Annotated in this window: 18 protein-coding genes and 1 pseudogene; 12 read left to right on the forward strand and 7 right to left on the reverse strand. The window is 60.0% G+C overall.

The window, feature by feature from the left end; all coding sequences use genetic code 11:
- Positions 1 to 77 precede the first annotated feature (77 nt).
- From K290_RS0101475 to K290_RS0101515, 8 genes are all read left to right on the forward strand, one after another.
- Entirely contained in the window at positions 78 to 1,097 is a 1,020-nt protein-coding gene (locus tag K290_RS0101475) for a LacI family DNA-binding transcriptional regulator (RefSeq protein WP_051263932.1), read from the forward strand.
- A gap of 44 nt (positions 1,098 to 1,141) precedes the next feature.
- Positions 1,142 to 2,383 carry an ABC transporter substrate-binding protein gene (locus K290_RS0101480; protein WP_028750224.1) on the forward strand — a complete coding sequence of 414 codons (1,242 nt, stop codon included), beginning with the start codon at positions 1,142 to 1,144 and terminating at the stop codon, positions 2,381 to 2,383.
- A gap of 65 nt (positions 2,384 to 2,448) precedes the next feature.
- Entirely contained in the window at positions 2,449 to 3,366 is a 918-nt protein-coding gene (locus K290_RS0101485) for a carbohydrate ABC transporter permease (RefSeq protein WP_028750225.1), read from the forward strand.
- 11 nt (positions 3,367 to 3,377) lie between these two features.
- A complete protein-coding gene (locus K290_RS0101490; RefSeq protein WP_028750226.1) occupies positions 3,378 to 4,256 on the forward strand; it encodes a carbohydrate ABC transporter permease in 879 nt (292 codons plus the stop codon).
- A 25-nt stretch (positions 4,257 to 4,281) separates the two neighbouring features.
- Complete coding sequence (locus K290_RS0101495; protein ID WP_028750227.1) at positions 4,282 to 6,213, forward strand: glycoside hydrolase family 127 protein; 1,932 nt, start codon at positions 4,282 to 4,284, stop codon at positions 6,211 to 6,213.
- A gap of 1 nt (position 6,214) precedes the next feature.
- On the forward strand, positions 6,215 to 7,288 hold the full coding sequence (locus K290_RS0101500) for an ABC transporter ATP-binding protein (RefSeq protein WP_028750228.1): 1,074 nt from the start codon (positions 6,215 to 6,217) through the stop codon (positions 7,286 to 7,288).
- 113 nt (positions 7,289 to 7,401) lie between these two features.
- Complete coding sequence (locus K290_RS0101505; protein WP_028750229.1) at positions 7,402 to 8,334, forward strand: dihydrodipicolinate synthase family protein; 933 nt, start codon at positions 7,402 to 7,404, stop codon at positions 8,332 to 8,334.
- 126 nt (positions 8,335 to 8,460) lie between these two features.
- Positions 8,461 to 10,077 (forward strand): GMC family oxidoreductase, encoded by a 1,617-nt coding sequence (locus K290_RS0101515; protein WP_028750230.1) that lies wholly within the window; start codon positions 8,461 to 8,463, stop codon positions 10,075 to 10,077.
- A 14-nt stretch (positions 10,078 to 10,091) separates the two neighbouring features.
- Here the strand turns inward: K290_RS0101515 and K290_RS0101520 are convergent, their stop codons facing one another.
- Positions 10,092 to 10,505, reverse strand: a complete 414-nt coding sequence (locus tag K290_RS0101520) for a type II toxin-antitoxin system VapC family toxin (protein WP_028750231.1) — start codon at positions 10,503 to 10,505, stop codon at positions 10,092 to 10,094.
- Positions 10,502 to 10,750, reverse strand: coding sequence for a hypothetical protein (locus K290_RS0101525; RefSeq protein ID WP_028750232.1), 249 nt, complete (start codon positions 10,748 to 10,750; stop codon positions 10,502 to 10,504). The genes K290_RS0101520 and K290_RS0101525 overlap by 4 nt, the downstream gene beginning before the upstream one ends.
- Before the next feature lie 161 nt (positions 10,751 to 10,911).
- Between K290_RS0101525 and K290_RS0101530 the strand changes: the two genes are divergently transcribed.
- Entirely contained in the window at positions 10,912 to 11,070 is a 159-nt protein-coding gene (locus K290_RS0101530) for a hypothetical protein (protein ID WP_245276444.1), read from the forward strand.
- Positions 11,071 to 11,083: 13 nt separating this feature from the next.
- On the forward strand, positions 11,084 to 12,442 hold the full coding sequence (gene guaD / locus K290_RS0101535) for a guanine deaminase (RefSeq protein ID WP_028750234.1): 1,359 nt from the start codon (positions 11,084 to 11,086) through the stop codon (positions 12,440 to 12,442).
- A gap of 60 nt (positions 12,443 to 12,502) precedes the next feature.
- Here the strand turns inward: guaD and K290_RS0101540 are convergent, their stop codons facing one another.
- Positions 12,503 to 13,453 carry a lytic transglycosylase domain-containing protein gene (locus K290_RS0101540; protein ID WP_028750235.1) on the reverse strand — a complete coding sequence of 317 codons (951 nt, stop codon included), beginning with the start codon at positions 13,451 to 13,453 and terminating at the stop codon, positions 12,503 to 12,505.
- A gap of 273 nt (positions 13,454 to 13,726) precedes the next feature.
- On the opposite strand from K290_RS0101540, the pseudogene atzF reads away from it, so the two are divergent.
- Positions 13,727 to 15,103 (forward strand): annotated as a pseudogene (atzF, locus tag K290_RS33640) (allophanate hydrolase); the annotation flags it as partial.
- A gap of 27 nt (positions 15,104 to 15,130) precedes the next feature.
- Here the strand turns inward: atzF and K290_RS0101550 are convergent.
- Positions 15,131 to 16,042: a LysR family transcriptional regulator gene (locus tag K290_RS0101550; protein ID WP_028750236.1), complete on the reverse strand. Its 912-nt coding sequence runs from the start codon at positions 16,040 to 16,042 to the stop codon at positions 15,131 to 15,133.
- Positions 16,043 to 16,233: 191 nt separating this feature from the next.
- Here K290_RS0101550 and K290_RS0101555 point away from each other — a divergent pair, with 191 nt between their 5' ends.
- The gene (locus K290_RS0101555; RefSeq protein ID WP_037134737.1) at positions 16,234 to 17,535 is read left to right on the forward strand and encodes an MFS transporter; all 1,302 of its coding nucleotides are present in this window, start codon (positions 16,234 to 16,236) and stop codon (positions 17,533 to 17,535) included.
- A gap of 67 nt (positions 17,536 to 17,602) precedes the next feature.
- Here K290_RS0101555 and K290_RS0101560 read toward each other — a convergent pair whose 3' ends face one another.
- The 3 genes from K290_RS0101560 to K290_RS0101570 form a co-directional block, all read right to left on the reverse strand.
- Positions 17,603 to 18,208 carry a flavin reductase family protein gene (locus K290_RS0101560; protein WP_028750238.1) on the reverse strand — a complete coding sequence of 202 codons (606 nt, stop codon included), beginning with the start codon at positions 18,206 to 18,208 and terminating at the stop codon, positions 17,603 to 17,605.
- A 106-nt stretch (positions 18,209 to 18,314) separates the two neighbouring features.
- A complete protein-coding gene (locus K290_RS0101565; protein ID WP_028750239.1) occupies positions 18,315 to 19,430 on the reverse strand; it encodes an anhydro-N-acetylmuramic acid kinase in 1,116 nt (371 codons plus the stop codon).
- A 10-nt stretch (positions 19,431 to 19,440) separates the two neighbouring features.
- Positions 19,441 to 20,460, reverse strand: a complete 1,020-nt coding sequence (locus K290_RS0101570; protein ID WP_028750240.1) for a serine hydrolase domain-containing protein — start codon at positions 20,458 to 20,460, stop codon at positions 19,441 to 19,443.
- Between the last annotated feature and the right edge of the window lie 14 nt (positions 20,461 to 20,474).

Consider the following 20,474-nt stretch of genomic DNA (forward strand, 5'->3'; position numbering starts at 1 on the left):
TGAGAAAAGCTTTTCCCATCTTGACTCCTGCCTTGAGAAAAGGTTTTCTCAGCGCAAATAAGTTCGGGAGAGGACATCTGGAAAATCAGCGGATCAGAAACGGTCGGGTAACGATTCACGATGTTGCCGCTGCCGCCGGTGTCAGCATTTCGACCGCATCGAAAGCGTTGAATAATACCGGGCGAATGGGTGACGATACGCGCGAACGGGTCAAGCGTGTCGCGAGCGAGATCGGGTTCCGGCCGAATGCCTTGGCCAAGGGCCTGCTTAGCAATCGGAGTTTCACCATCGGTCTTTTGACCAACGATACCTACGGCCGTTTCACTCTCCCTGTCATGGCCGGGATTACCGAGGCGCTCGTCGACCACGGCGTCTCGGTATTTCTCTGCACGATCGAAGACGATCCTGCGCTCGGAAAGGTTCATGTGGACGCCATGCTGGATAAGAGCGTCGATGGTATCATCGCATCGGGAAAGAGGATCGACCGCCGGTTGCCGGTGGATTTGTCCGACCTGCCCGTGCCGGTCGTCTACGCCTTCACGGAGGGGACATCCGATAGTGTTACCTTCTGCGCCGACGATTTTCAGGGTGCTACGCTTGCCGTCGAATGGCTGCTGGGCCTCGGCCGCCGCCGGATCGCCCATGTTACCGGCCCGGAGAGCTTCGTTTCGGTGCGCGAGCGCACTAGAGCTTACCACGGCTTGGTCGGCGACGCTCTGCCGGTGATGTACGGTACGTGGTCCGAGGCTTGGGGGCATGAGGCCGTTGCGAAAATCTGGGATGCGCCCGGGCTGAAGCCGGACGGCATTTTCTGCGGCAACGACCAGATCGCCCGCGCGGTGGTCGACGCCTTGCGGGAGCGCGACGTACGCGTGCCGGAGGATGTCTCCGTGGTTGGTTTCGACAATTGGGAGATCGTCGCCGCTCAAACGCGGCCGCCGCTGACGACAGTCGATATGAATCTCAAGGCTCTCGGTCGAGAGGCTGGGCTGACGGTTCTGGCATTGGCGGAAGGCCGCGCCGTCGAACCGGGAATCAGGACATTGCCGTGCGAATTGGTCGTGCGGCAGTCGTGTGGGGGAAACCCCGAGCATTAGTTGAGGAAGAGGGGCTGAAGAAAGTGCCCCATGGGAGGAGAAACATGATGAAGCGACTTCTGGCCGCAACTGGCCTCATATCCTTATGCCTGATGTCCGGCGCGTCCGCCGCCGAAAACATCACGATGTGGGTGCGTTCCGGCATCGGCGATTCCTTCAAGAAGGTCGTCGAGGCTTATAATGCCAGCCACGACGACAAGGTCACCATGACCGAGGTGCCCTTCTCCGAGCTCGTGCAGAAATACGCAACCGCGATCGCCGGCGGACAGGCGCCCGATGCCCTATCGATGGACCTGATCTACACGCCAGCCTTCGCCGCCGCCGGCCAGTTGGAAGACCTGACCGACTGGGCCAAGAGCCTGCCCTATTTCAACTCGCTCTCACCATCGCATGTGAAGCTCGGCACCTATCAGGATCACATCTACGGTCTGCCACTCTCGGTCGAGACCTCCGTCTTCGCCTGGAACAAGGACCTCTACAAGAAAGCCGGCCTCGACCCTGACAAGGCGCCGACCACCTGGGACGAGATCACCAGCAATGCCGAGAAGATCCGCGCGCTCGGCGGCGATACCTACGGCTTCTATTTCTCCGGCGGCGGCTGCGGCGGCTGCATGATCTTCACCTTCACGCCGCTCGTCTGGGGTGCAGGCGCCGACATTCTCTCGGCCGACGGCAAGAAAGCGACACTCGATACGCCGCAGATGCGCAAGGCAGTCGATATCTACCGCAGCATGGTCAAGAAGGATCTGGTACCGGCGGGTGCCGCCAGTGACACCGGCGCCAACTTCCTGAGCATCAGTAACGGCAAGATCGGCCAGCAGAGCATCGGCGCCTTCTCGATCGGCACGCTGATCACGCAATATCCCGATATCCATTTCGGCGTGACGCTGATCCCCGGCGTCGACGGCAAGCCCTCCTCCTTTGCCGGCGGCGATAACTTCGTCATCACCAAGGGCACCAAGAAGCTCGACGCGGTGAAGAAGTTCCTTGAATATACCTACTCGCTGGATGGTCAGAAGATCATGGCGAAATACGGCAGTCTGCCGACCCGCGGCGATATTGCCGACCAGGTGCTTCAAGGTCTCGATCCGCGCATGCAGGTGGGCCTGAAAGCCATCTCCATCGCAAAGACGCCCTATACGCTGCAGTTCAACGACCTGATCAACAGCGCCAACGGTCCATGGGCCGGCTTCACCAACGCTGCAATCTTTGGAGACAACGTCGACTCGGCTTTCTCCAATGCTCAATCGGAAATGCAGTCGATCATCGACAACGCACAGCAGTAATAATCCATCAAAGACCGGGAGGCCTGGCCTCCCGGTCCTCCCCACCAAAACATCAGGAGCATTCCATGGCTGGTCCCGAAGCTATCGGAGCACTGCGTCGTCGAAAGCGGCGGCGACATGCCGGTTGGCACGGATTTCTCTACATCGCGCCGGCCATGGCGCTGGTCCTCGTCTTCTTTGTCCTGCCCGTGCTTTTTACCGGCTGGATGAGCCTGCACAACTGGCCGTTGCTCGGCAATCCGCGCTGGATCGGTTTCGGCAACTATACAAGAATGGTGTCGGACGCTCGCTTCATGGCGGCATTGCGCTTCACCGCCTATTATACAGTAATCGTCACCATCGTCATTTTCGCGGTCGCCTTTCCCCTGGCGCTCTACGTCGAAAAGCAGCGGCGCCTCGTCGGCTTTTACCGCACCATCATCTTCCTGCCCGTCGTCGTGGGGCTCGCGACCGCCTCGCTTCTCTGGGTCTGGCTCGTCAATGTCGATAGCGGCTTTTTCGTACCGGCAGCTCAGGCGCTTGGGCTGATCGACCGCAGGCCGAACCTGCTTGCCGACTTCGACACCGCCTTTGCCACGATCGTCGTGATGGTGGTCTGGAAGATTGCCGGCTTTACCATGATCATCCTGCTCACCGGCCTGCAGGCCATCCCGTCCGAGCTGACGGAGGCCGCTCGCATCGATGGCGCCAAGCGCTGGCAGCGCTTCCGCTTCCTGACCCTGCCGCTGATGCGCCGGACAATTGCGCTCGCCTTGATCATCTCGATCACCGGCTCGGTGCTTGCCTTCGACCAGTTCTACATCATGACCAGCGGCGGACCGCAAAACCAGATGATCTCGGTGGTCTACTACATCTTCAACCAGTCCTTCGTGTCCTTCAATCTCGGCTATGGCGCGGCACTATCGATCGCCCTTCTCGTCATTCTCGTATTGATCAGCATCGTCCAACTCTGGCTGCTGCGCGTCGGGGAGGACCGCCCATGAGCATCACCAACATGAGCACCACGAACGTCAGAACCGCAAAAGAGCGCCGCGCCCAGCGGAAAATGTGGAGTGCCGTCAGCTATCACGGCGTCGGCGTCATCATCGTCATCTTCTTCTTCGCGCCCTTTGCCATCGCGCTGCTGTCATCGTTCCGGCACGGCACGGAAGCGAGCCTTCCGCCTCTGCCACCCTGGCCGACATCGGGCTTCAGCTTCGATGCCTATCGTGCCCTCGATGGTTTCGGCGCCGGCGTCGTGCAGCATACGCTGAACTCGCTCTTCGTTTCGGTGACGACGGTCATCCTGACGGTCATGGTCAGCCTGCTCGCTGGTTATGGTTTTTCCCGCTACCAGTTCCCGTTCAAGGGCGCCTTCTTCATCCTGATCATCGCAACGCTGATGATCCCGTTCCAGTCGATCCTGACGCCGCTCTTCATCATCCTGGCAAGGCTCGGCCTCAACAATTCGCTGCTCGGGCTGACGCTGGTCTATGTCACGCTTCAGCTACCCTTCTCGGTCTTCATGATGCGCAACGCCTTCGACGCGGTGCCGAAGGAGATCGAGGAAGCCGCCCGCATCGACGGCGCACGCGACCTCAAACTTTTGTTCCGCGTTCTCTTCCCGCTGGTGCTGCCGGGTGTGGCAACCGTTGCCATCTTCGCCTTCCTCAACGCCTGGAACGAGTTCCTGGCAGCGCTGGTGCTGCTTTCGAGCAATGAAAAATTCACGCTGCCGGTACTGATGATCGCGGTTCGCACCGGGCGGCTCGGCGCCGTCAACTGGGGCGCGGTCCAGGCCGGCATCGCCGTCATGACCATACCCTGCGTCATCGTCTTCCTGCTTCTGCAACGCTATTACATGCGCGGTCTGATGGCCGGCGCGGTGAAATGAACCTCAAACGAAACGGATGAAAGCCATGTCAGACAAGCAAAATCGCCAGTTCCGCCCCCTGCCCGTTCCGAATGTCGAACTTCACGGCCTTTTCGGTGCCCGGCAGGATGCAATCTGCAATTCGACGGCCGCCACCCTGCTCGACCGTTGCGTCGAGGCCGGCATGGTCAGGGCAATCGACGTCGACCTGCCGAGCCCCGGCATTATCCTTCCGCTGCAGACTTGGTCGGGTTCGACGCAGATGTTCTGGGACAGCGATCTCGGCAAGTCGATCGAGACCATCGCCTATACGCTCTATCGCCGCCCGAATCCGGAGCTCGAAGCTCGCGCCGACGCGATCATCGACATGTATGAAAAGCTGCAGCAAGAGGATGGCTATTTGAACGCCTGGTTCCAGCGCGTTCAGCCGGGCCGCCGCTGGACCAACCTGCGCGATCATCACGAGCTCTACTGCGCCGGACACCTGATCGAGGCTGCGGTCGCCTATTATCAGGCGACCGGAAAACGCAAGCTGCTCGACATCATGAGCCGCTTTGCCGATTACATGATCACCGTTTTCGGCCATGGCGAAGGTCAGCTTCGGGGCTATTGTGGCCATGAAGAGGTTGAGCTGGCGCTGGTCAAGCTCGGTCGCGTCACCGGTGAGAAGAAATATCTCGACCTTGCCAAATATTTTGTCGACGAGCGTGGCCAGGAGCCGCATTTCTTCACTGAAGAAGCACTGCGCGATGGCCGCGATCCGGCAAAATTCGTGCAGAAGACCTATGAATACAATCAGGCTCACGAGCCGGTTCGGGAGCAGAAGAAGGTGGTCGGCCATGCGGTGCGCGCCATGTATCTCTATTCCGGCATGGCCGATATTGCGACCGAATATAACGACGACAGCCTGACGTCGGCGCTGGAGACGCTGTGGGACGATCTGACCACCAAGCAGATGTATGTCACCGGCGGCATTGGGCCGGCCGCTTCCAACGAAGGCTTCACCGACTATTACGACCTGCCGAACGAAAGCGCCTATGCCGAAACCTGCGCCTCGGTCGGCCTCGTCTTCTGGGCGAATCGCATGCTTGGCCGTGGGCCGAACCGGCGTTATGCCGACATAATGGAACAGGCGCTCTATAATGGTGCGATGGCTGGACTATCGCTCGACGGCAAAACCTTCTTCTACGAAAACCCGCTGGAAAGCGCCGGCAAGCATCACCGCTGGACGTGGCACAATTGCCCCTGCTGCCCGCCGAATATCGCCCGCCTGCTCGCTTCGGTCGGTTCCTACATGTATGCGGCTGCCGACAATGAAATCGCGGTCCATCTCTATGGCGAGAGCAAGGCACGCGTGCCACTCGCAAGCGGCGTAACGGTCGAGCTGTCTCAGGAAACGAACTACCCTTGGAACGGCGCGATCCATTTCGGGGTCAATCCGGACCGTGGCGCCCGCTTCACCCTGTCGCTGCGCATTCCTGAATGGGCGGATGGCGCAACGCTTGCCATCAATGGCGCTTCCGTCGATCTCTCCTCTATCACCGTCGATGGCTATGCTCGCGTCGAGCGTGAGTGGCAGAGCGGCGATAAGGTCGATCTCAACATTCCGCTGATCCCGCGTACGCTGTTCGCCAATCCCAAAGTGCGCCAGGATACAGGACGCGCGGCGCTGATGCGCGGGCCTCTGGTCTATTGCGTCGAGACCACCGATAATGGCCGTGATCTCAACGGCATCTCGCTTGCCGGAAACCTCGCCGCAGCGCAGACAACGGAAATTGCCGCACTGGAGGGCGCAGTCGCACTCGATATTCCGGTGAACCGCGATGAGGCGGACTGGGGATCGGATCTCTATCGAACGGCGCCGCCGAAGAGCCGCGCCGCCACCGCCCGCTTTGTTCCCTATCATCTGTGGGATAATCGCGAGCCGGGTGAGATGCTCGTCTGGGTCCGCGCTGGCCAGACGCAACACGGAGCCTGATATGGGCAAGAACAGCATGAGACTGACCGGGGTCCGTAAGAATTACGGCGGGCTCGAGGTCATTCACGGTATCGATCTGGAAGTGCAGGAAGGTGCATTCGTCGTCTTCGTCGGCCCGTCCGGCTGCGGCAAGTCGACCTTGCTCCGGATGATCGCCGGACTGGAGGAAGTGACTGATGGCGAGATCGCCATCAAGGGCCGGGATGTCACCGATCTCGACCCTTCCGAGCGCGGCATCGCCATGGTCTTCCAATCATATGCGCTCTATCCGCATATGAGCGTGCGTGAAAATCTCGGTTTCGGGCTGAAAATGGCCCGAACCGATACCGGCGAGATCGAAGCGCGCGTCAAGGCCGCTTCGGCGATCCTCAAGATCGACCACTTGCTGGACCGCCGCCCCGGCCAGCTTTCCGGCGGCCAGCGGCAGCGCGTCGCCATCGGCCGCGCGATCGTGCGCAAGCCGGATGTCTTCCTCTTCGACGAGCCGCTGTCCAACCTCGACGCGGAACTACGCGTCTCCATGCGCATCGAAATTGCCAGGCTGCACCGCGAGCTCGGCAACACGATGATCTATGTGACGCACGACCAAACCGAGGCGATGACGCTTGCCGACAAGATCGTCGTGCTGAGAGACGGCAAGATCGAGCAGGTCGGTAGTCCGCGCGAGGTCTATGAAGATCCCGCCAATATTTTCGTTGCCGGCTTCATCGGTTCACCGCGCATGAACATGATCGAAGCCGAATGGGCCGTCGATGGCTCCGCTAAAATTCCCGGCGGCTGCGTCAAAACCGATATCGGACAGGCCGGCCTGGCGCCGGGCGACAAGCTGATGCTGGGCATGCGCCCGGAACATCTGATCGTCGTGTCCGATAGCAATGATGCCATCCGTGTCACGGTCGACTTCGACGAATATCTTGGCGGCACGCGCTATCTCTATTGCCAGACAGAGGACGGCCAGAGCCTGATTGCTGAATACCGGGAAGGTCCGGATATTCACCGCGGCGATTCGCTCTATCTACGCTGCGCGCCGGAAAGACGCCGCTATTTCGACGCACAGGGAAACCGGCTCCGCTGAAGCACCATCTCAAAGCGGTACCGCCTAATCATTTGACGAACAAGTAAAATTATGACGATGTTTGCGGCTAGCACCGGAGCATCTGTTCGGCGAATGAATTGGGAGGCGGCTGGATGGCAAGACTGACCGAGAACGCCAAGGGCGTCTATGTGATCGCCGTAACGCCCTTCACCGACGAAGGCGCGCTCGATTTCACCAGCATCGACAGCATGGTCGATTTCTACGAAAGCGTCGCGGTGACCGGGCTGACGGTGCTTGGTCAACTCGGCGAGGCTCCGAAGCTGACGGCGAAGGAATCGCGCGCCGTCGTAGAGCGCGTGCTGAAGCGCCTCGATGGCCGCCTGCCGGTTGTCGTCGGCGTATCAGCGCCGGGGCTTGCGCCGATGCGAGAACTGGCCGAGGCTGTGATGGACCAGGGTGCTGCGGGCGTGATGGTCGCGCCGCCTTGGACGATCAGGACGGATGACCAGGCCTTTGTCTTCTATCAATCGGTCGGTGAAGCGCTGGGCGATACGCCCTTCGTGCTGCAGGACTATCCGCTGACAACGAACGTCACCATCGCGCCCAAGGTCATCGACAGGATCATCAAGGAAGTGCCGAATTGCGTCATGCTCAAGCATGAGGATTGGCCAGGCCTGTCGAAGATCACTGCGCTGCGAGCCTCCAGCGACAAGGGTGAAACGCGGCGTATCTCCATTCTCTGCGGCAATGGTGGGCTTTTCCTGCCTGAAGAAATGGGCCGCGGTGCCGATGGCGCCATGACCGGCTTTTGCTATCCGGAGATGATGGTCGGCGTCGTCCAAGCCTATACGGCAGGAAATATCGACCGGGCGCATGACATCTTCGATGCCTATCTGCCGCTGGCGCGCTATGAACAGCAACAGGGCATTGGCCTCGCCGCCCGCAAATATGTTCTCGCCAAACGCGGTGTCATCAAATCCGCGGCCCTGCGCAAGCCCGGCGCCAAGCTTTCGCCGCTCGATGTGAAGGACGTCGAACGTCTCCTTACCCGGCAGGCACTGCGGGTTCAGGAGATCGGCGCATGAAGCTCGTGCTGGAAAGCAAGAAGGCGCTGGCGCTCGGGGCAAGCAAGGAATTTGGGCGCGGATCAGAGTCTACAGAAGTATGATCCATGCAATTTAAGACGATGAATATCGGCCAGGGGGGCTTTGGTGGCGAAGACTTATGATTTCATCATTGCCGGCGGTGGTTCGGCGGCTTGCGTTGCCGCCATGCGGCTGGTGCGGGATTTCGGCTTTTCCGTGCTCGTCGTCGAGCGTGGGCCGCGCAAGACCGCGAAGCTGATGGCTTTTCCCGCCGGCTACATGAAATATCTCGCCCGCGACGATTTCCTCGAAATGCATCACACGGTTCCACAGCCGCAACTCGGCGGGCGCGGGCCGATCGTTCCGGTCGCCAAGGCACTCGGTGGCGGCAGCGCCGTCAATGCCATGGTCTACATGCGCGGCCAGAAAGAGGATTACGACGGCTGGGCTGCCCATCTCGGCCATGGGATAGAATGGTCCTATGCCAACATGCTGCCGCACTTCAAAGGGATCGAAGCCAATACGCGCTTCAACAACCGATATCACGGCATTTCCGGCAACCTGCGCATATCCGAGCCGGGGCATATTTCCGGGACGACGGAGGATTTCCTTTTGGCCGCTCAAGGGCTCGGCCATCCCTATAATCCCGACTTCAACGGCGTCAGGCAAAACGGCGTCGGCATCATGCAGCACACCTTCGGCCAGTGGAACGGCAAGACGGAACGCTCCGATGCCAAGAAGGCCTTTCTCGATCCGCTTGCCGGCGACAAACGGCTAGAGATCATCACCGACGCGCGGGTCGATCGCATCATCATCGAAAACGGCCGCGCGACCGGTATCACCTACACGCGCAATGGCGAAAGCCACACGGTCCGTTCCGAACGAGAAATCCTCATCGCGGCGGGCACCTACAACAGCGCCAAACTGATGATGCTGTCCGGCATCGGCCCGGCCGATCATCTGCGTGAACATAATATTGCCGTTGCTCTCGATCTTCCCGGCGTCGGCGCCAATCTGCAGGACCATCACGAAGTCCCGGTCATCGCCACGACCAAAGCCAAATCCGGCTATTTCGGCGAGGACAAGGGTTGGCCCATGCTCCGCAACGGGCTGCAATATCTGCTCTTCAACTCGGGTCCGGTCACCACGACCGGCATCGAATCCTGCCTGTTCTACGATCCGGACGGAAGCGAAAGACCATCGATCCAGCTCTATTGCGCCCCGATCGTCTATCTCGACCGTGACGTCTCCTCCACCAAGCCAACCTATGGCGTCACCTTCACTTCCTGTCTCCTGCGCCCAAAGGCACGAGGCAACGTCAAGCTCCGCTCGGCCAATCCTGCGGATCAGCCGTTGGTCGACTGCAACTTCTTTGGCGATCCAGACGACCTGCGCCTGACGCTCGCCTCACTGAAGGTCGCGCGGCAACTGCTAGAGACGGAACCGTTCAAATCGAAGATAGCGGACGAGGTTCTGCCAGGCCGGGCGCTGCAGGACGATGAGGCCCTCGCCAAATTCGCCGGCCAGACCGTCAAGACGAACTACCACCCTTCCGGCAGCCTGCGCATGGGGCCTGACAATGATCCGATGTCGGTGGTCGACGGAAAGCTGCGCGTGCGCGGCGTCGACGGCCTGCGGGTCATCGACTGCTCCATCATCCCCTTCATCCCGTCGGGAAATACCAATGCACCGGCGATGGCGATCGGCTCCAAGGCGGCGGAGATGATTGGGAAGAGTTACTAAAACCTACCTTGCCGCTAGAATTCCCAGGGCGATATGAGATCGAGGCCCGTTATTCGAAAGTCCGATAAATTGCGCGTCGCCAGACGGCCGCCATTGATGCGGGCAATAGCAGCAATCATGCCATCAGGAGCCGACATTGGCCGCCCTTGTCGTTCTGCAAGGCCCATAATCTCACCATAGGCGAGAGCCGCTTCTTCGGTGAAGCCGAAAATCCGGTCGGCAAATCGACGCCGCCATTCAGATAATCGTTGCTCCAAACGTGCTGCTCGTTGGTCCGGCATAATTTTATGGATACCGAAAGCAATCTCGGCAATCGTGATCGTAGGCAATGCAATCTCTGCATCATGCCGGCCTAACCAAGCAACGACGGCTGGCTCGGGCTGCTTGCGCAGCGTTTCAGATATCACGTTGGTATCAAGAAATATCACAGATCAACTCCGTGATTGGCTTGGCGCCTCTCTCGAATGACGGCCTCCAGATCAATATCCTCATCCTCGCTCATGGACATCCGAGCATAGAAGGACGCTGCAGGCTCGCGGCCAGCCTCGCGAATTTCATAGGATTCCAGCGCGCGTTCAACGATATCGGCAATGGTTCGGTTTTCGCGTCGGGCAAGTCGATAAGCGATATCGCGCGCCTTAGCACTGCGGACGGACAGTTGTGGTTCAGCCATTTGGTTCTCCCATGTATGAAAGATAAGCTCCAATCTTTAAGCCATCAAGATGGCAGATGATGGCTAGATGGCAAAGATGACCTATTCGCGAAATTTTGCATTGCCTCTCCGGCAATCGAAACATCGAAAATCACCGCTCTTTCGTAACGCCGTGCATTGCCATGCTCGACGACAAAAGAACCTATGCATTTCCAACAGTTGATCTTCCTGCAAGACCGCATCATTTTCGAGAGTCAGAGAACCGTTCTGCTGCCGATGCCTATCGCTGTTGGCTGAAGGAGAACGGCACCACCCACGGCACGACGATCATCGCCGCCTGAAAAGAGCACATTGATGAATTTGCGCAACAAGACGCTCAGCGCGTCGGGATTTCATTCGCCGGAGCGCGGCATCATCGACGTTTTGGATGATGTGCTGATCGAAATCGATGCCGAGGGTGTGATTGCCGCCGTTCATCGTCACGGCGATCCGAATTACCGAACCATCCGAGACGCGCGCGACGCATCCGGCGAGCTCGTGACTTTGCCGGCGGGCTTCTACATCTTGCCCGGTTTTGTCGATCTGCATGTGCATGCACCGCAATATCCCCAGCTCGGCGATGCGCTCGATGTTCCTTTGGAAGTCTGGTTGCAGAAATACACTTTCCCGCTGGAGGCGCGCTATCAGGACGCCGCCTTCGCGCGCCGTATCTATGGTCTGCTGGTGGATGATCTGCTGACCAACGGAACCACGACCGCCCTCTATTTTGCCACCATCCATCAGGAGGCGACGCGGGCACTGGTGGATATTTGTCTGGAAAAAGGTCAGCGCGCCCTCATCGGCAAGGTCGCGATGGACAATGCCGGGGAGTGTCCGGATTATTACCGCGACGTGTCGGCACAAGAAGCACTTGATGGCACGCGCGCATTGATCGACTACGTGCGCGGCCATCCGGATAATCGCGAAGGCCGCGTCCTGCCTGTCGTCACGCCGCGCTTCATCCCCTCCTGCACGGATGCGACTCTGGAAGGTCTCGGCGCGATTGCCAGGGACTGCGGCTGCCATGTGCAGACCCATTGTTCGGAGAGCGACTGGGAACATGACTATGTTCTTGCAAGACATGGCATGACGGATACGGACAGTCTCGATCGCTTCGGCTTGCTTGGCCGCAGGACGGTCTTGGCACATGCGAATTTCCTGACGGCGAAGGATATGGAAACGGTTCGTGCACGCGAAGCCGCCATCGCGCATTGCCCGCTTTCGAACGCCTTTTTCGCCAATGCCGTCTTTCCGTTGCGCACTGCGCTCGAAAAAGGGCTGCATGTCGGTCTCGGCACGGACATTTCCGGTGGCCCGAGCGCCTCGATGTTCGAGAACGCGCGCGGCGCAATTCTCGCATCGCGGATGCTGCAAAGCGGCGTCGACCCGAATTTACCGCGATCAGCCCGCTCGACATTCGGGCCGGCCCAGATCGATTTTCGCGATGCCTTCCATATCGCAACGGCAGGCGGCGGCGTTGCGCTGGATCTCCCTATCGGGCAATTCACGCCCGGCTGCCAATTCGACGCGATGCTCATCCACGCCGATGCCGAGAAAGGCACGGTGCGGCTATTCGAAGACCGCGACAAGGGCGAGCGTATCCTGCAGAAAATCATCTACACCGCTTCGAGGCCGAACATCGCGGCCACCTGGGTTGGCGGCCGTAAGGTTTAAACGCAAAGACGCTATGCCGCTTTGCTTGTCTTGAAAGTGATCGGGATGCGAGGCAAAACCTCAATTCTTGAAGACGAAACAAGCGCCGCCCGTTTGGCGTACCTGAGCGCAAACCGCATCCGCCTCGGCGCGCGTCTGCCGGCCGATGCGAGCGGCATATCGGATGCGAAAGCCGAAGTCGGCATTGCGCTGGCGTACGATGAGCGGCTTTTCTTCTTTCAACGGCGATGGAAGCTTACTGACATCCTTCGAGAAAAGCCGCCGGACGGTATCGAGCTGCAAGTGCTCCGCAAGCTGAGCGCCCCAGGGCGCCCAAGGCCGCTCCTGCTCCAAAGCGACCTGTTTCAGCCGGCGGCTGCCGGCAAGCGCCATGCAGGCCTGCGCGAAAGGCTTGCCTTTGTCGAGTTCCGGGGCGACCGTGTCCGGCGGGTCGTCCTTCCATTGCTCGACCGTGTGCGCCGTAATGGCGATCACGTAGCTGCGCGTCTCGTCGGGGAGATTGCCGGAATTGAGGAAATTCGCGAGGCCGTTTTCGCCGGCATTATAGGCCGCCGCCGCCAAGCCGAGATTGCCGAAACGGTTGCGCAGTTCGTCCAGATATGCGGCTGCCTTGCCGAGCGCCTCCAATAAGTCGTAGCTGTCCTGAACGCCGCGCAACCTTGCCGTTCCCGGCATGAATTGCGCAATGCCTTGCGCACCCTTCGGGCTGACCGCATTGGGGCGGAACGTGCTCTCGCGCCAGATGAGCCTCGCCAGATAATCCGGCGGCAGCTGATTGGCATGGGCGAAATAGTCGATCGCATCGCAGAGATCGTGATTGTAACTTTCTTTGCGGATGCAAAGTGTTTTGCCGGTGTCCGTTATCAAAGGGCCGGAAATGCAGGCCGGTGGCGCAACACTCCATTCGGGCTGGGCCCTCGCGGGACAAGCGGCCGATACGACGAAGCCGGACGCAATAATGAGGCCTATGACCCTTCGGACAAGACTGGGCCGATGCTGGTTGCCTGCCATGCCTGCGAAACTCGTTGGAAACCGTCAAATCGCTAGATTGCCCTCTTGATAGCATCGATGCGCGACGACGAAAACCAGGAAGCTTTATCAGGATTCAGTGTTCCGTGATCAGAAGGGCTGCAATCTTCTATGCTACCTTCGTTCCGGCCATGACGATTTCTCCACCCTTGACCTGTTTCACGGCTGAATCTGTCCCGATTATTGCGTAGGATTTCCGCTGTGTCGTCCTGATGAACGGGACCGGCCACTAGCAATAGGGGAAGAGGAAGCAGCGTGACCAGCAGCCCAGCCTTCGACATTTCGTCCCTCCATGCCTTCTATGCAAACGGGGGCACCGTTGCCCGAGTTATCGAGGCGGTTTTCGCCCGTTTTGCCGAAGTCGACGATCCCGGCATCTTCCTGCACCTCGCCGACAAAAGGAGCCTGATTGCACAGGCCGCCGCTCTCGGGTCCTTCGACCCGGCGGCAAAGCCGCTCTGGGGCATTCCCTTTGCCGTCAAGGACAATATCGATGTCGCCGGCATGCCGACGACTGCGGCCTGCCCGGCTTTCGCCTATATGCCTGAAGCCGACGCGACAGTCGTGCGTTTGCTGAAAGAGGCCGGCGGACTCGTTATCGGCAAAACCAATCTCGATCAATTCGCAACAGGTCTCGCCGGTGTCCGCACGCCCCATCCCGCACCGCGCAATGCCATGGATCCCGATCTGGTGCCCGGCGGATCGAGCTCCGGCTCGGCCGTTGCCACGGCTCGGGGCATTGTCAGTTTCGCGCTCGGCACGGATACCGCCGGTTCGGGCCGCGTGCCCGCCGGCCTGAACAACATCGTCGGTCTGAAACCCAGTCTCGGCGCGTTGTCGGCGACGGGCGTCCTTCCCGCCTGCCGCACGCTCGATTGCGTCTCGATCCTGGCTTTGACCGTCGATGACGCTTGGCGGGTGTTTGAGATTGCAGCGCGCTACGATGCCGCGGACGCTTATTCGAAAATAATTCCAGCAAATGGCTTTGGCCAAACACCGCCGGTGCTGACCATAGGCGTCCCGGCACAGGCGGACCGGCTGTTCTTCGGCGATGTCCTCATGGAAACGGCCTATGACGACGCATTGCGGATGTTGACAAAACTCGGTCATCGCGTCCTGGAAGTGCCGTTTGGCGATTTCTACAAGGTGGCAAATCTGCTTTATGAAGGCGCCTGGGTGGCGGAACGCTATGCGGCGGTCAAGGATTTCTTCGATGCCAAGGAGACAAGCTTCCATCCCGTTACGCGCCGAATCTTTGGCGGCGCCAAGCAGCTTTCTGCGGCTGATGCCTTCAACGGCCTTTATGCGCTGCAAGCCTTGAAACAGAAGGTCGCGCCGCTGATCGCATCGGTCGATCTTTTCTGCGTACCGACTGCGCCGACGCATTATACCCTTGCCGATTTGGAGGCCGAACCGATCCGCGAGAACTCGCGCCTCGGCACCTACACCAATTTCGTCAATCTGCTCGACATGTGCGGGATCGCCGTGCCGGCGGGAACACGCAGCGACGGCCGACCGGCGAGCATCACTCTGTTGGCGCCCTCCCGACATGACGGGCTGACGGCTTCGCTTGCTCGGGATGTCCACAAGGCCAGCGCCCTGATGCTCGGCGCCACCGGCTGGCGCCAGCCGTAGGGAAAACCTTCCAATGATACCGGACTAGTCGTGATGCTCGGTCTTTGACCTGAATGCGTCAAAAATCAATCCCCGCAGCCATCGATGGGCAGGATCGGCATCCATACGAGGATGCCACGTTTGCGCGACAACGAAGCCGGGTGTAGCCACGGGCAGCTCAAACATCTCGATCTGCCTCGCCACACCCGCTTGGCAATACGAGCGCGGTACTAAGCCGACAAGATCGGTCGCTGCCGCGACGGCCATAACTGCCGGATAGCTCGGCACCACGAGGTTGACCTTTCGCGAGAGGCCGAGTTCGGCGAGAGCGTCGTCCACGGGGCCCTTAAAATTTCCTCGCCTGGAGGAGATGACGTGTCCGCATGCGGCGTATTGCTCGGGCGTTGTATGCTTTGCCTTTAAAAGAGGATGCCCAGCCCGCGCGACGCCGACAAAGCAATCCTCGAACAATGTTTGGCCGCGCAACTCTGCGCCGTCCCCCGAGATGACTCCGATGTCCAGGTCGAGCGTGGCATCCCTCAGAGGCTGAATTTCCTTGTTTGGCTTGGGCGCGAAACGGAGCCGCACGCCAGGCGCAGCGTTCATGACGGCGACGCTTAGACGCGCGGCATGCAAAAGCACGAATGCCTCATTGGCGCGGATTGCGAAGTCGCGCTGCAACTCGTGAATGTCAATCACTGGCGGTGGGCCGAGCACCGTCTGGACGGCCGCGGTCAGCGATCGCACTTGTTCGGCGATCGCCTCCGCATGCGGTGTCGCGACCATCGCTCGACCCGCCGGAACCAGAATGGGATCGTTCAACGCAATCCGAAGCCTCGACAAGGTCCGGCTCATGGCGGACGTACTTAGACCGAGCTTGCGGGCAGCGGCCGACACGCTCCGCTCGCGAAGCAAAGCGTCCAAAGCTGGGAGCAGGTTCAAGTCTATATCGGGCATAAAAAGGGTTTTAACGAAGGGAGGCGTTCGGCGCAACAGTCAATTACCTCTGTTGCGTCTGGTGCAAATTGCGGGTCGGGGATATCCATGACGCAAACAAACGAACAAGGTGAGCTCCCATGTCCCTGACATCACTCGCAACCCCCACCTATGACGGCCTGCCTTATCCGCGGCGATACCTGGCCGTCGGCGTGCTTCTCGTGACGCTCGTTCTCGTCGTATTGGACGGCGCCATCGCCAATGTCGCGCTGCCATCGATCGCCGCCTCGCTTGGCGCCGATGCCAGCGACACCGTATGGGTCGTCTCCAGCTACCAGCTTGCCGTACTCGTCGCTCTCCTGCCCTGCGGCGCGTTGGGTGAGATTCACGGACCCCGACGGGTCTTCCTGATGGGTGTCGCTCTCTTCACGATGGCGTCGGCCGCATGCGCTCTCGCTGCAAATCTTCCCGTTCTGATCGCGGCGCGATTTGCTCAAGGGTTGGGTGCGGGCGCGATCATGGCACTTGGAATAATGAACCTGCGCTTTGCCGTGCCGCAGCGGCTGTTGGGAACCATCATCGGCGTCAACGCAATGGTCATCGCAATTTCTTCGGCCGCAGGCCCAGGGGTTGCCGGGGCAATCCTCTCCGTGGCCAGTTGGCCTTGGCTGTTTGCCGTCAACATACCGCTTGGCGTGATCGTCCTTTTGTCTGGCGGGCTTCTCGGCCCCTTGCCAGGCGTGAAGCGGCCGTTGAATGTCGCGGCATTGCTCGCCAATACGCTGACGTTCGTTCTGTTCTTCTCCGGCGCAGACCGGATAGCCACCGCACCGATCAGCGGCTCTATCCTGATTGGCGGCTCTATACTGGCCCTCGTCGCGCTGCTGCGCCTTGAGCGCAAGAGCGCGGCGCCTATTGTCCCGACGGACCTCCTGGCCGAACCTGCCTTTCGAGTTGCCGTTATCGCGTCAATCGCGTGCTTTACCGGTCAGATGCTCAGCTACGTCGCGCTGCCATTCTACCTTCAGCACACCTTGCATATGCCGCCGGTTCTGACCGGGCTTTATATGATGCCCTGGCCCGCCGCGACGATCGTCGTGGCTCCGATTTCAGGACGGCTGGCCAATCGCATCAAGACGGCATGGCTCTGCGCCTCCGGTGGCGCGTTGCTTGCAATTGGCCTCGTGATCGCGGGCCTGTGCCCACCTGATCCGCGGGGAATTGCATTCCTGGCCGGAACAGTGATTGCAGGCGTCGGATTCGGTCTTTTTCAGACACCGAACAACCGCATTCTCCTTCTCTCGGCACCGAAAGCACGCAGCGGCGCAGCCGGAGCCATGCAAGGCACGGCACGCCTTCTCGGACAAACTTTTGGTGCCATTTGCATGTCGATCATTTTCGAAACCGTGCCGCAGGCAAATGCGCCCGGCTTCGCGCTTGTCTTGGCCGGCCTCTGCGCGGCGGTCTCTAGCTGTGTCAGCCTCAACCGCGCACGCTACGAGACAATCGGGTAGCGATCACAGTCACCATGTAAGGTCGGCCTCGGATGCCAAAACGGCACCTGAGGCCGTCAAATAGCTTTCACGCGCGGAATGTTTTCCCGAGCTCAGTGTCGGCTAGGTCGTAATAGTGACGAAAATTATAAACCAACGGAGACCACTTCTTTGGATCGATATGATCGCTCTCGTCCTTCAAGAATTCTTCGCTGGCATGCACGCGCAAAATCTCGATGACGGCAACGAGGCCGCCGCCAAGTTCAGCGAGTTTCCTTCCGCCCATTTCATGGCGCGACAAGACGCGGGCTTCCATCTGAATCGGGCATTCCGCAGCGCGCATCGGGCGGACCAACTGACTGTCGAGCCTGGAAAATCCGGCCGCTGCGAATTTGTCTTTCTCTGTCTTGAATTGTTTGGACTTCAGTTCGGGTACCGGGTCCTTGCCGGTCAGCGGCGCAAGCTTTTCCACCATCTGCCACATGGAGGGAGAAGGAAGATTCACGACGCATTCCGGATGCCGGGCAAGATTCTCCGCGAGCTTGGCATCATTCAGCAGTCCAAGCGCCATCGTCCACCCAAGCGCCCAAAACGATGAGATCGGCGACAAATTCGTCGAACCATCTTCATTCAAGCTGCTGATCAATGCGACGGGCGTCCCGAAATACAGGATCTTTGGCTCAACGTTTCTCATTTCATCCTCCTGAGCCGGATAGGTTCACATCATCAATAGACGAATTTTAGCGAGGATGCTTCGGTTAGGATCGAAGTATAGCTGTAAAGGGGGATGCCCGACCTACCTATTCCGCAAGGCGGCCGCCGCGCATTGGCATTGGTACGCCCGTCGTCCCCGGAAAGCTGATCGGCAGGCCTCGCAAGACGCGCACGGCCAAAAATGCGAAGCATTCGGCCTCGACAGCGTCACCACGCCAACCGAGCGTTTCCGCCGAAATCGGCTCGACGCCGGCACGAGTCCTGAGCATCGACATGATCGTCGGATTACGGCGGCCGCCGCCGCTGACCACCAGCTTTTTCGGGCGATGAGGCAGCAGATCCAGGGCCTTGCCGACCGCGGCCGCTGTAAAGGCGGAAAGCGTTGCGGCGCCGTCTTCGGGGCCAAGCCCATCGGCCATGGAGGCGCCGAAATCGAAGCGATCCAGCGATTTCGGATAGGGGGCGCTGAGATAAGGATGTTGCAGCAGTTTCGCGAGCCTTGCCTCATCCACCTTACCCGCTTGGCCGAGCGCACCGTCCCTGTCCATCTCGCCAAGGCCGTGGGATTTGACGAAATCATTGAGCGGTGCGTTGGCCGGCCCGGTATCGAAGGCAACGAAATTGCCCTCCTCGTCCGACCAGGTGATATTGGCGACACCACCGAGATTGAGGATGGCGGTATCGTCGCCTGCACCGGCGCGTCGCAGCAGGGCGGTATGATAGGCGGCCGCCAGCGGTGCGCCCTGACCGCCCGCACGCACATCGGCGGAACGAAAGTCGTAGGCGACCTTGGTGCCGAGGATGGAACGCATCAATTCGCCATCGCCGAGCTGGCGTGTATCGCCGCGGCGTTCCTTTTGCGGTGCGCGATGCAGCACGGTCTGCCCGTGGAAACCGACCACACCGATATCGGCCATCGTCAGCCCGTAGCCTTCGACAAGTTCCTTGACCGCGGCCGACTGCGCGCGCGTCAAGGCTTCCTCGGCTTGCTTAAAGATTTCCGGCTCCGGCCCGTTGAAATTCCAGATCCGCGCCTGCGCCAAAGTCTCTTCCAGCAATGTCCTGATCCACTCCGGATAGGGCGCTAGCACGTAGGGACCGAACTCCTCGATCCGCTCGCCATCCGTCTTGAGCAGAGCGACATCGATATTGCCGTCGAGAACGGTTCCGGTCATCAGACCGACGGCCCAGATTGGTTCCATGATCAAGCTCCTAAGCTCTATTGACGAGATCGCCGACGGTCTGGCGAAGCGCCACGATGCCGCTGTCGAAATGGCGTGTCGGGTGAATGCGGTTGGTGAGCAAGGTCCAGGCCCGACCTTTGTCGAAATCGATCCAGAGGCCGGTGCCGGTGAAGCCGGTATGGCCGATCGTGCCCGGCGAGCACAAGCTGCCGCCCGACCAGCCGTCGTAACGCCGTTCCCATCCATGCGTGCGCGTAGCCGACAATGGCGTGCGCATCAATGCAATGGAGCGCTCGGACGCGCCGGAGCCGGTGAGTAAACCTACGGCAAAATCGAGGATCGAAGCTGCCGTTCCAAACAGGCCGGCATGACCGGCACCCTGGAGGGCGGAGCAGTTGTCATCATGGACTTCGCCCGAGAGAACGCGGTGACGCCAGGTGCAATCCTCCGTCGCTGCGGCCTCATCGGGTGCAGCGGAGAAGGCGAAGCCCGGCCCGGCATCCATGTCGCGGATCGCCTGCCCCGTGAGGCGCTCCAGCGCGAGCCCAAGCAAAATAAAGTTGATGTCGGAATAAACAGGCGGACCGGCCCGCCACTCACGCTGCAGAATGAAGGCGCGGAGCAGGTCGGGATCGCGGCCGTAGGTATAAAGCGGCTCGACAGCCGGAAACGGTGTCTGATGGCCAAGGCACTGGCGAAAGGTCACTTTCCGCTCCCAGGCCGCGGCATCATATTGGCGCAAATCCGGCAGCAGCGAAATCAGCGGCGCATCGAGATCGATCGTACCGGCTTCCGCCAAGGCCAGGATGCGCGGCGTGGTGAAGATGACCTTGGTCAGCGAGGCCAGATCGAACAAGGTATCGGCAAACATCCGCCGCATCACCGGAATCTTCTGCGCGGAACCGACCGCACGAACCATCCGATTGCCATCGCGGTCGACAATGCCAAGCACACCGCCGGGAATGCGCCCCGCCGCAACGGCGGCTTCAACGGGCTGAAATGCCCGATCGAAGCGTTGCGCGAATTCCGTATTTCCCGTTGCCGTCATGCTCCCCGCGCCTC

The organism is Rhizobium leucaenae USDA 9039 (genome assembly GCF_000426285.1).
Taxonomy (GTDB): Bacteria; Pseudomonadota; Alphaproteobacteria; order Rhizobiales; family Rhizobiaceae; genus Rhizobium; species Rhizobium leucaenae.

What these genes read in the sequence shown, in the direction of transcription:
- K290_RS0101480 (WP_028750224.1), top strand. Translation starts at nt 1,142, where the DNA reads ATGATGAAGCGACTTCTGGCCGCAACTGGCCTCATATCCTTATGCCTG.
- K290_RS0101485 (WP_028750225.1), top strand. Translation starts at nt 2,449, where the DNA reads ATGGCTGGTCCCGAAGCTATCGGAGCACTGCGTCGTCGAAAGCGGCGG.
- K290_RS0101490 (WP_028750226.1), top strand. Translation starts at nt 3,378, where the DNA reads ATGAGCACCACGAACGTCAGAACCGCAAAAGAGCGCCGCGCCCAGCGG.
- K290_RS0101495 (WP_028750227.1), top strand. Translation starts at nt 4,282, where the DNA reads ATGTCAGACAAGCAAAATCGCCAGTTCCGCCCCCTGCCCGTTCCGAAT.
- K290_RS0101500 (WP_028750228.1), top strand. Translation starts at nt 6,215, where the DNA reads ATGGGCAAGAACAGCATGAGACTGACCGGGGTCCGTAAGAATTACGGC.
- K290_RS0101505 (WP_028750229.1), top strand. Translation starts at nt 7,402, where the DNA reads ATGGCAAGACTGACCGAGAACGCCAAGGGCGTCTATGTGATCGCCGTA.
- K290_RS0101525 (WP_028750232.1), bottom strand. Translation starts at nt 10,750, where the DNA reads ATGGCTGAACCACAACTGTCCGTCCGCAGTGCTAAGGCGCGCGATATC.
- K290_RS0101530 (WP_245276444.1), top strand. Translation starts at nt 10,912, where the DNA reads ATGCTCGACGACAAAAGAACCTATGCATTTCCAACAGTTGATCTTCCT.
- guaD (WP_028750234.1), top strand. Translation starts at nt 11,084, where the DNA reads ATGAATTTGCGCAACAAGACGCTCAGCGCGTCGGGATTTCATTCGCCG.
- K290_RS0101540 (WP_028750235.1), bottom strand. Translation starts at nt 13,453, where the DNA reads ATGGCAGGCAACCAGCATCGGCCCAGTCTTGTCCGAAGGGTCATAGGC.
- K290_RS0101550 (WP_028750236.1), bottom strand. Translation starts at nt 16,042, where the DNA reads ATGCCCGATATAGACTTGAACCTGCTCCCAGCTTTGGACGCTTTGCTT.
- K290_RS0101560 (WP_028750238.1), bottom strand. Translation starts at nt 18,208, where the DNA reads ATGAGAAACGTTGAGCCAAAGATCCTGTATTTCGGGACGCCCGTCGCA.
- K290_RS0101565 (WP_028750239.1), bottom strand. Translation starts at nt 19,430, where the DNA reads ATGGAACCAATCTGGGCCGTCGGTCTGATGACCGGAACCGTTCTCGAC.
- K290_RS0101570 (WP_028750240.1), bottom strand. Translation starts at nt 20,460, where the DNA reads ATGACGGCAACGGGAAATACGGAATTCGCGCAACGCTTCGATCGGGCA.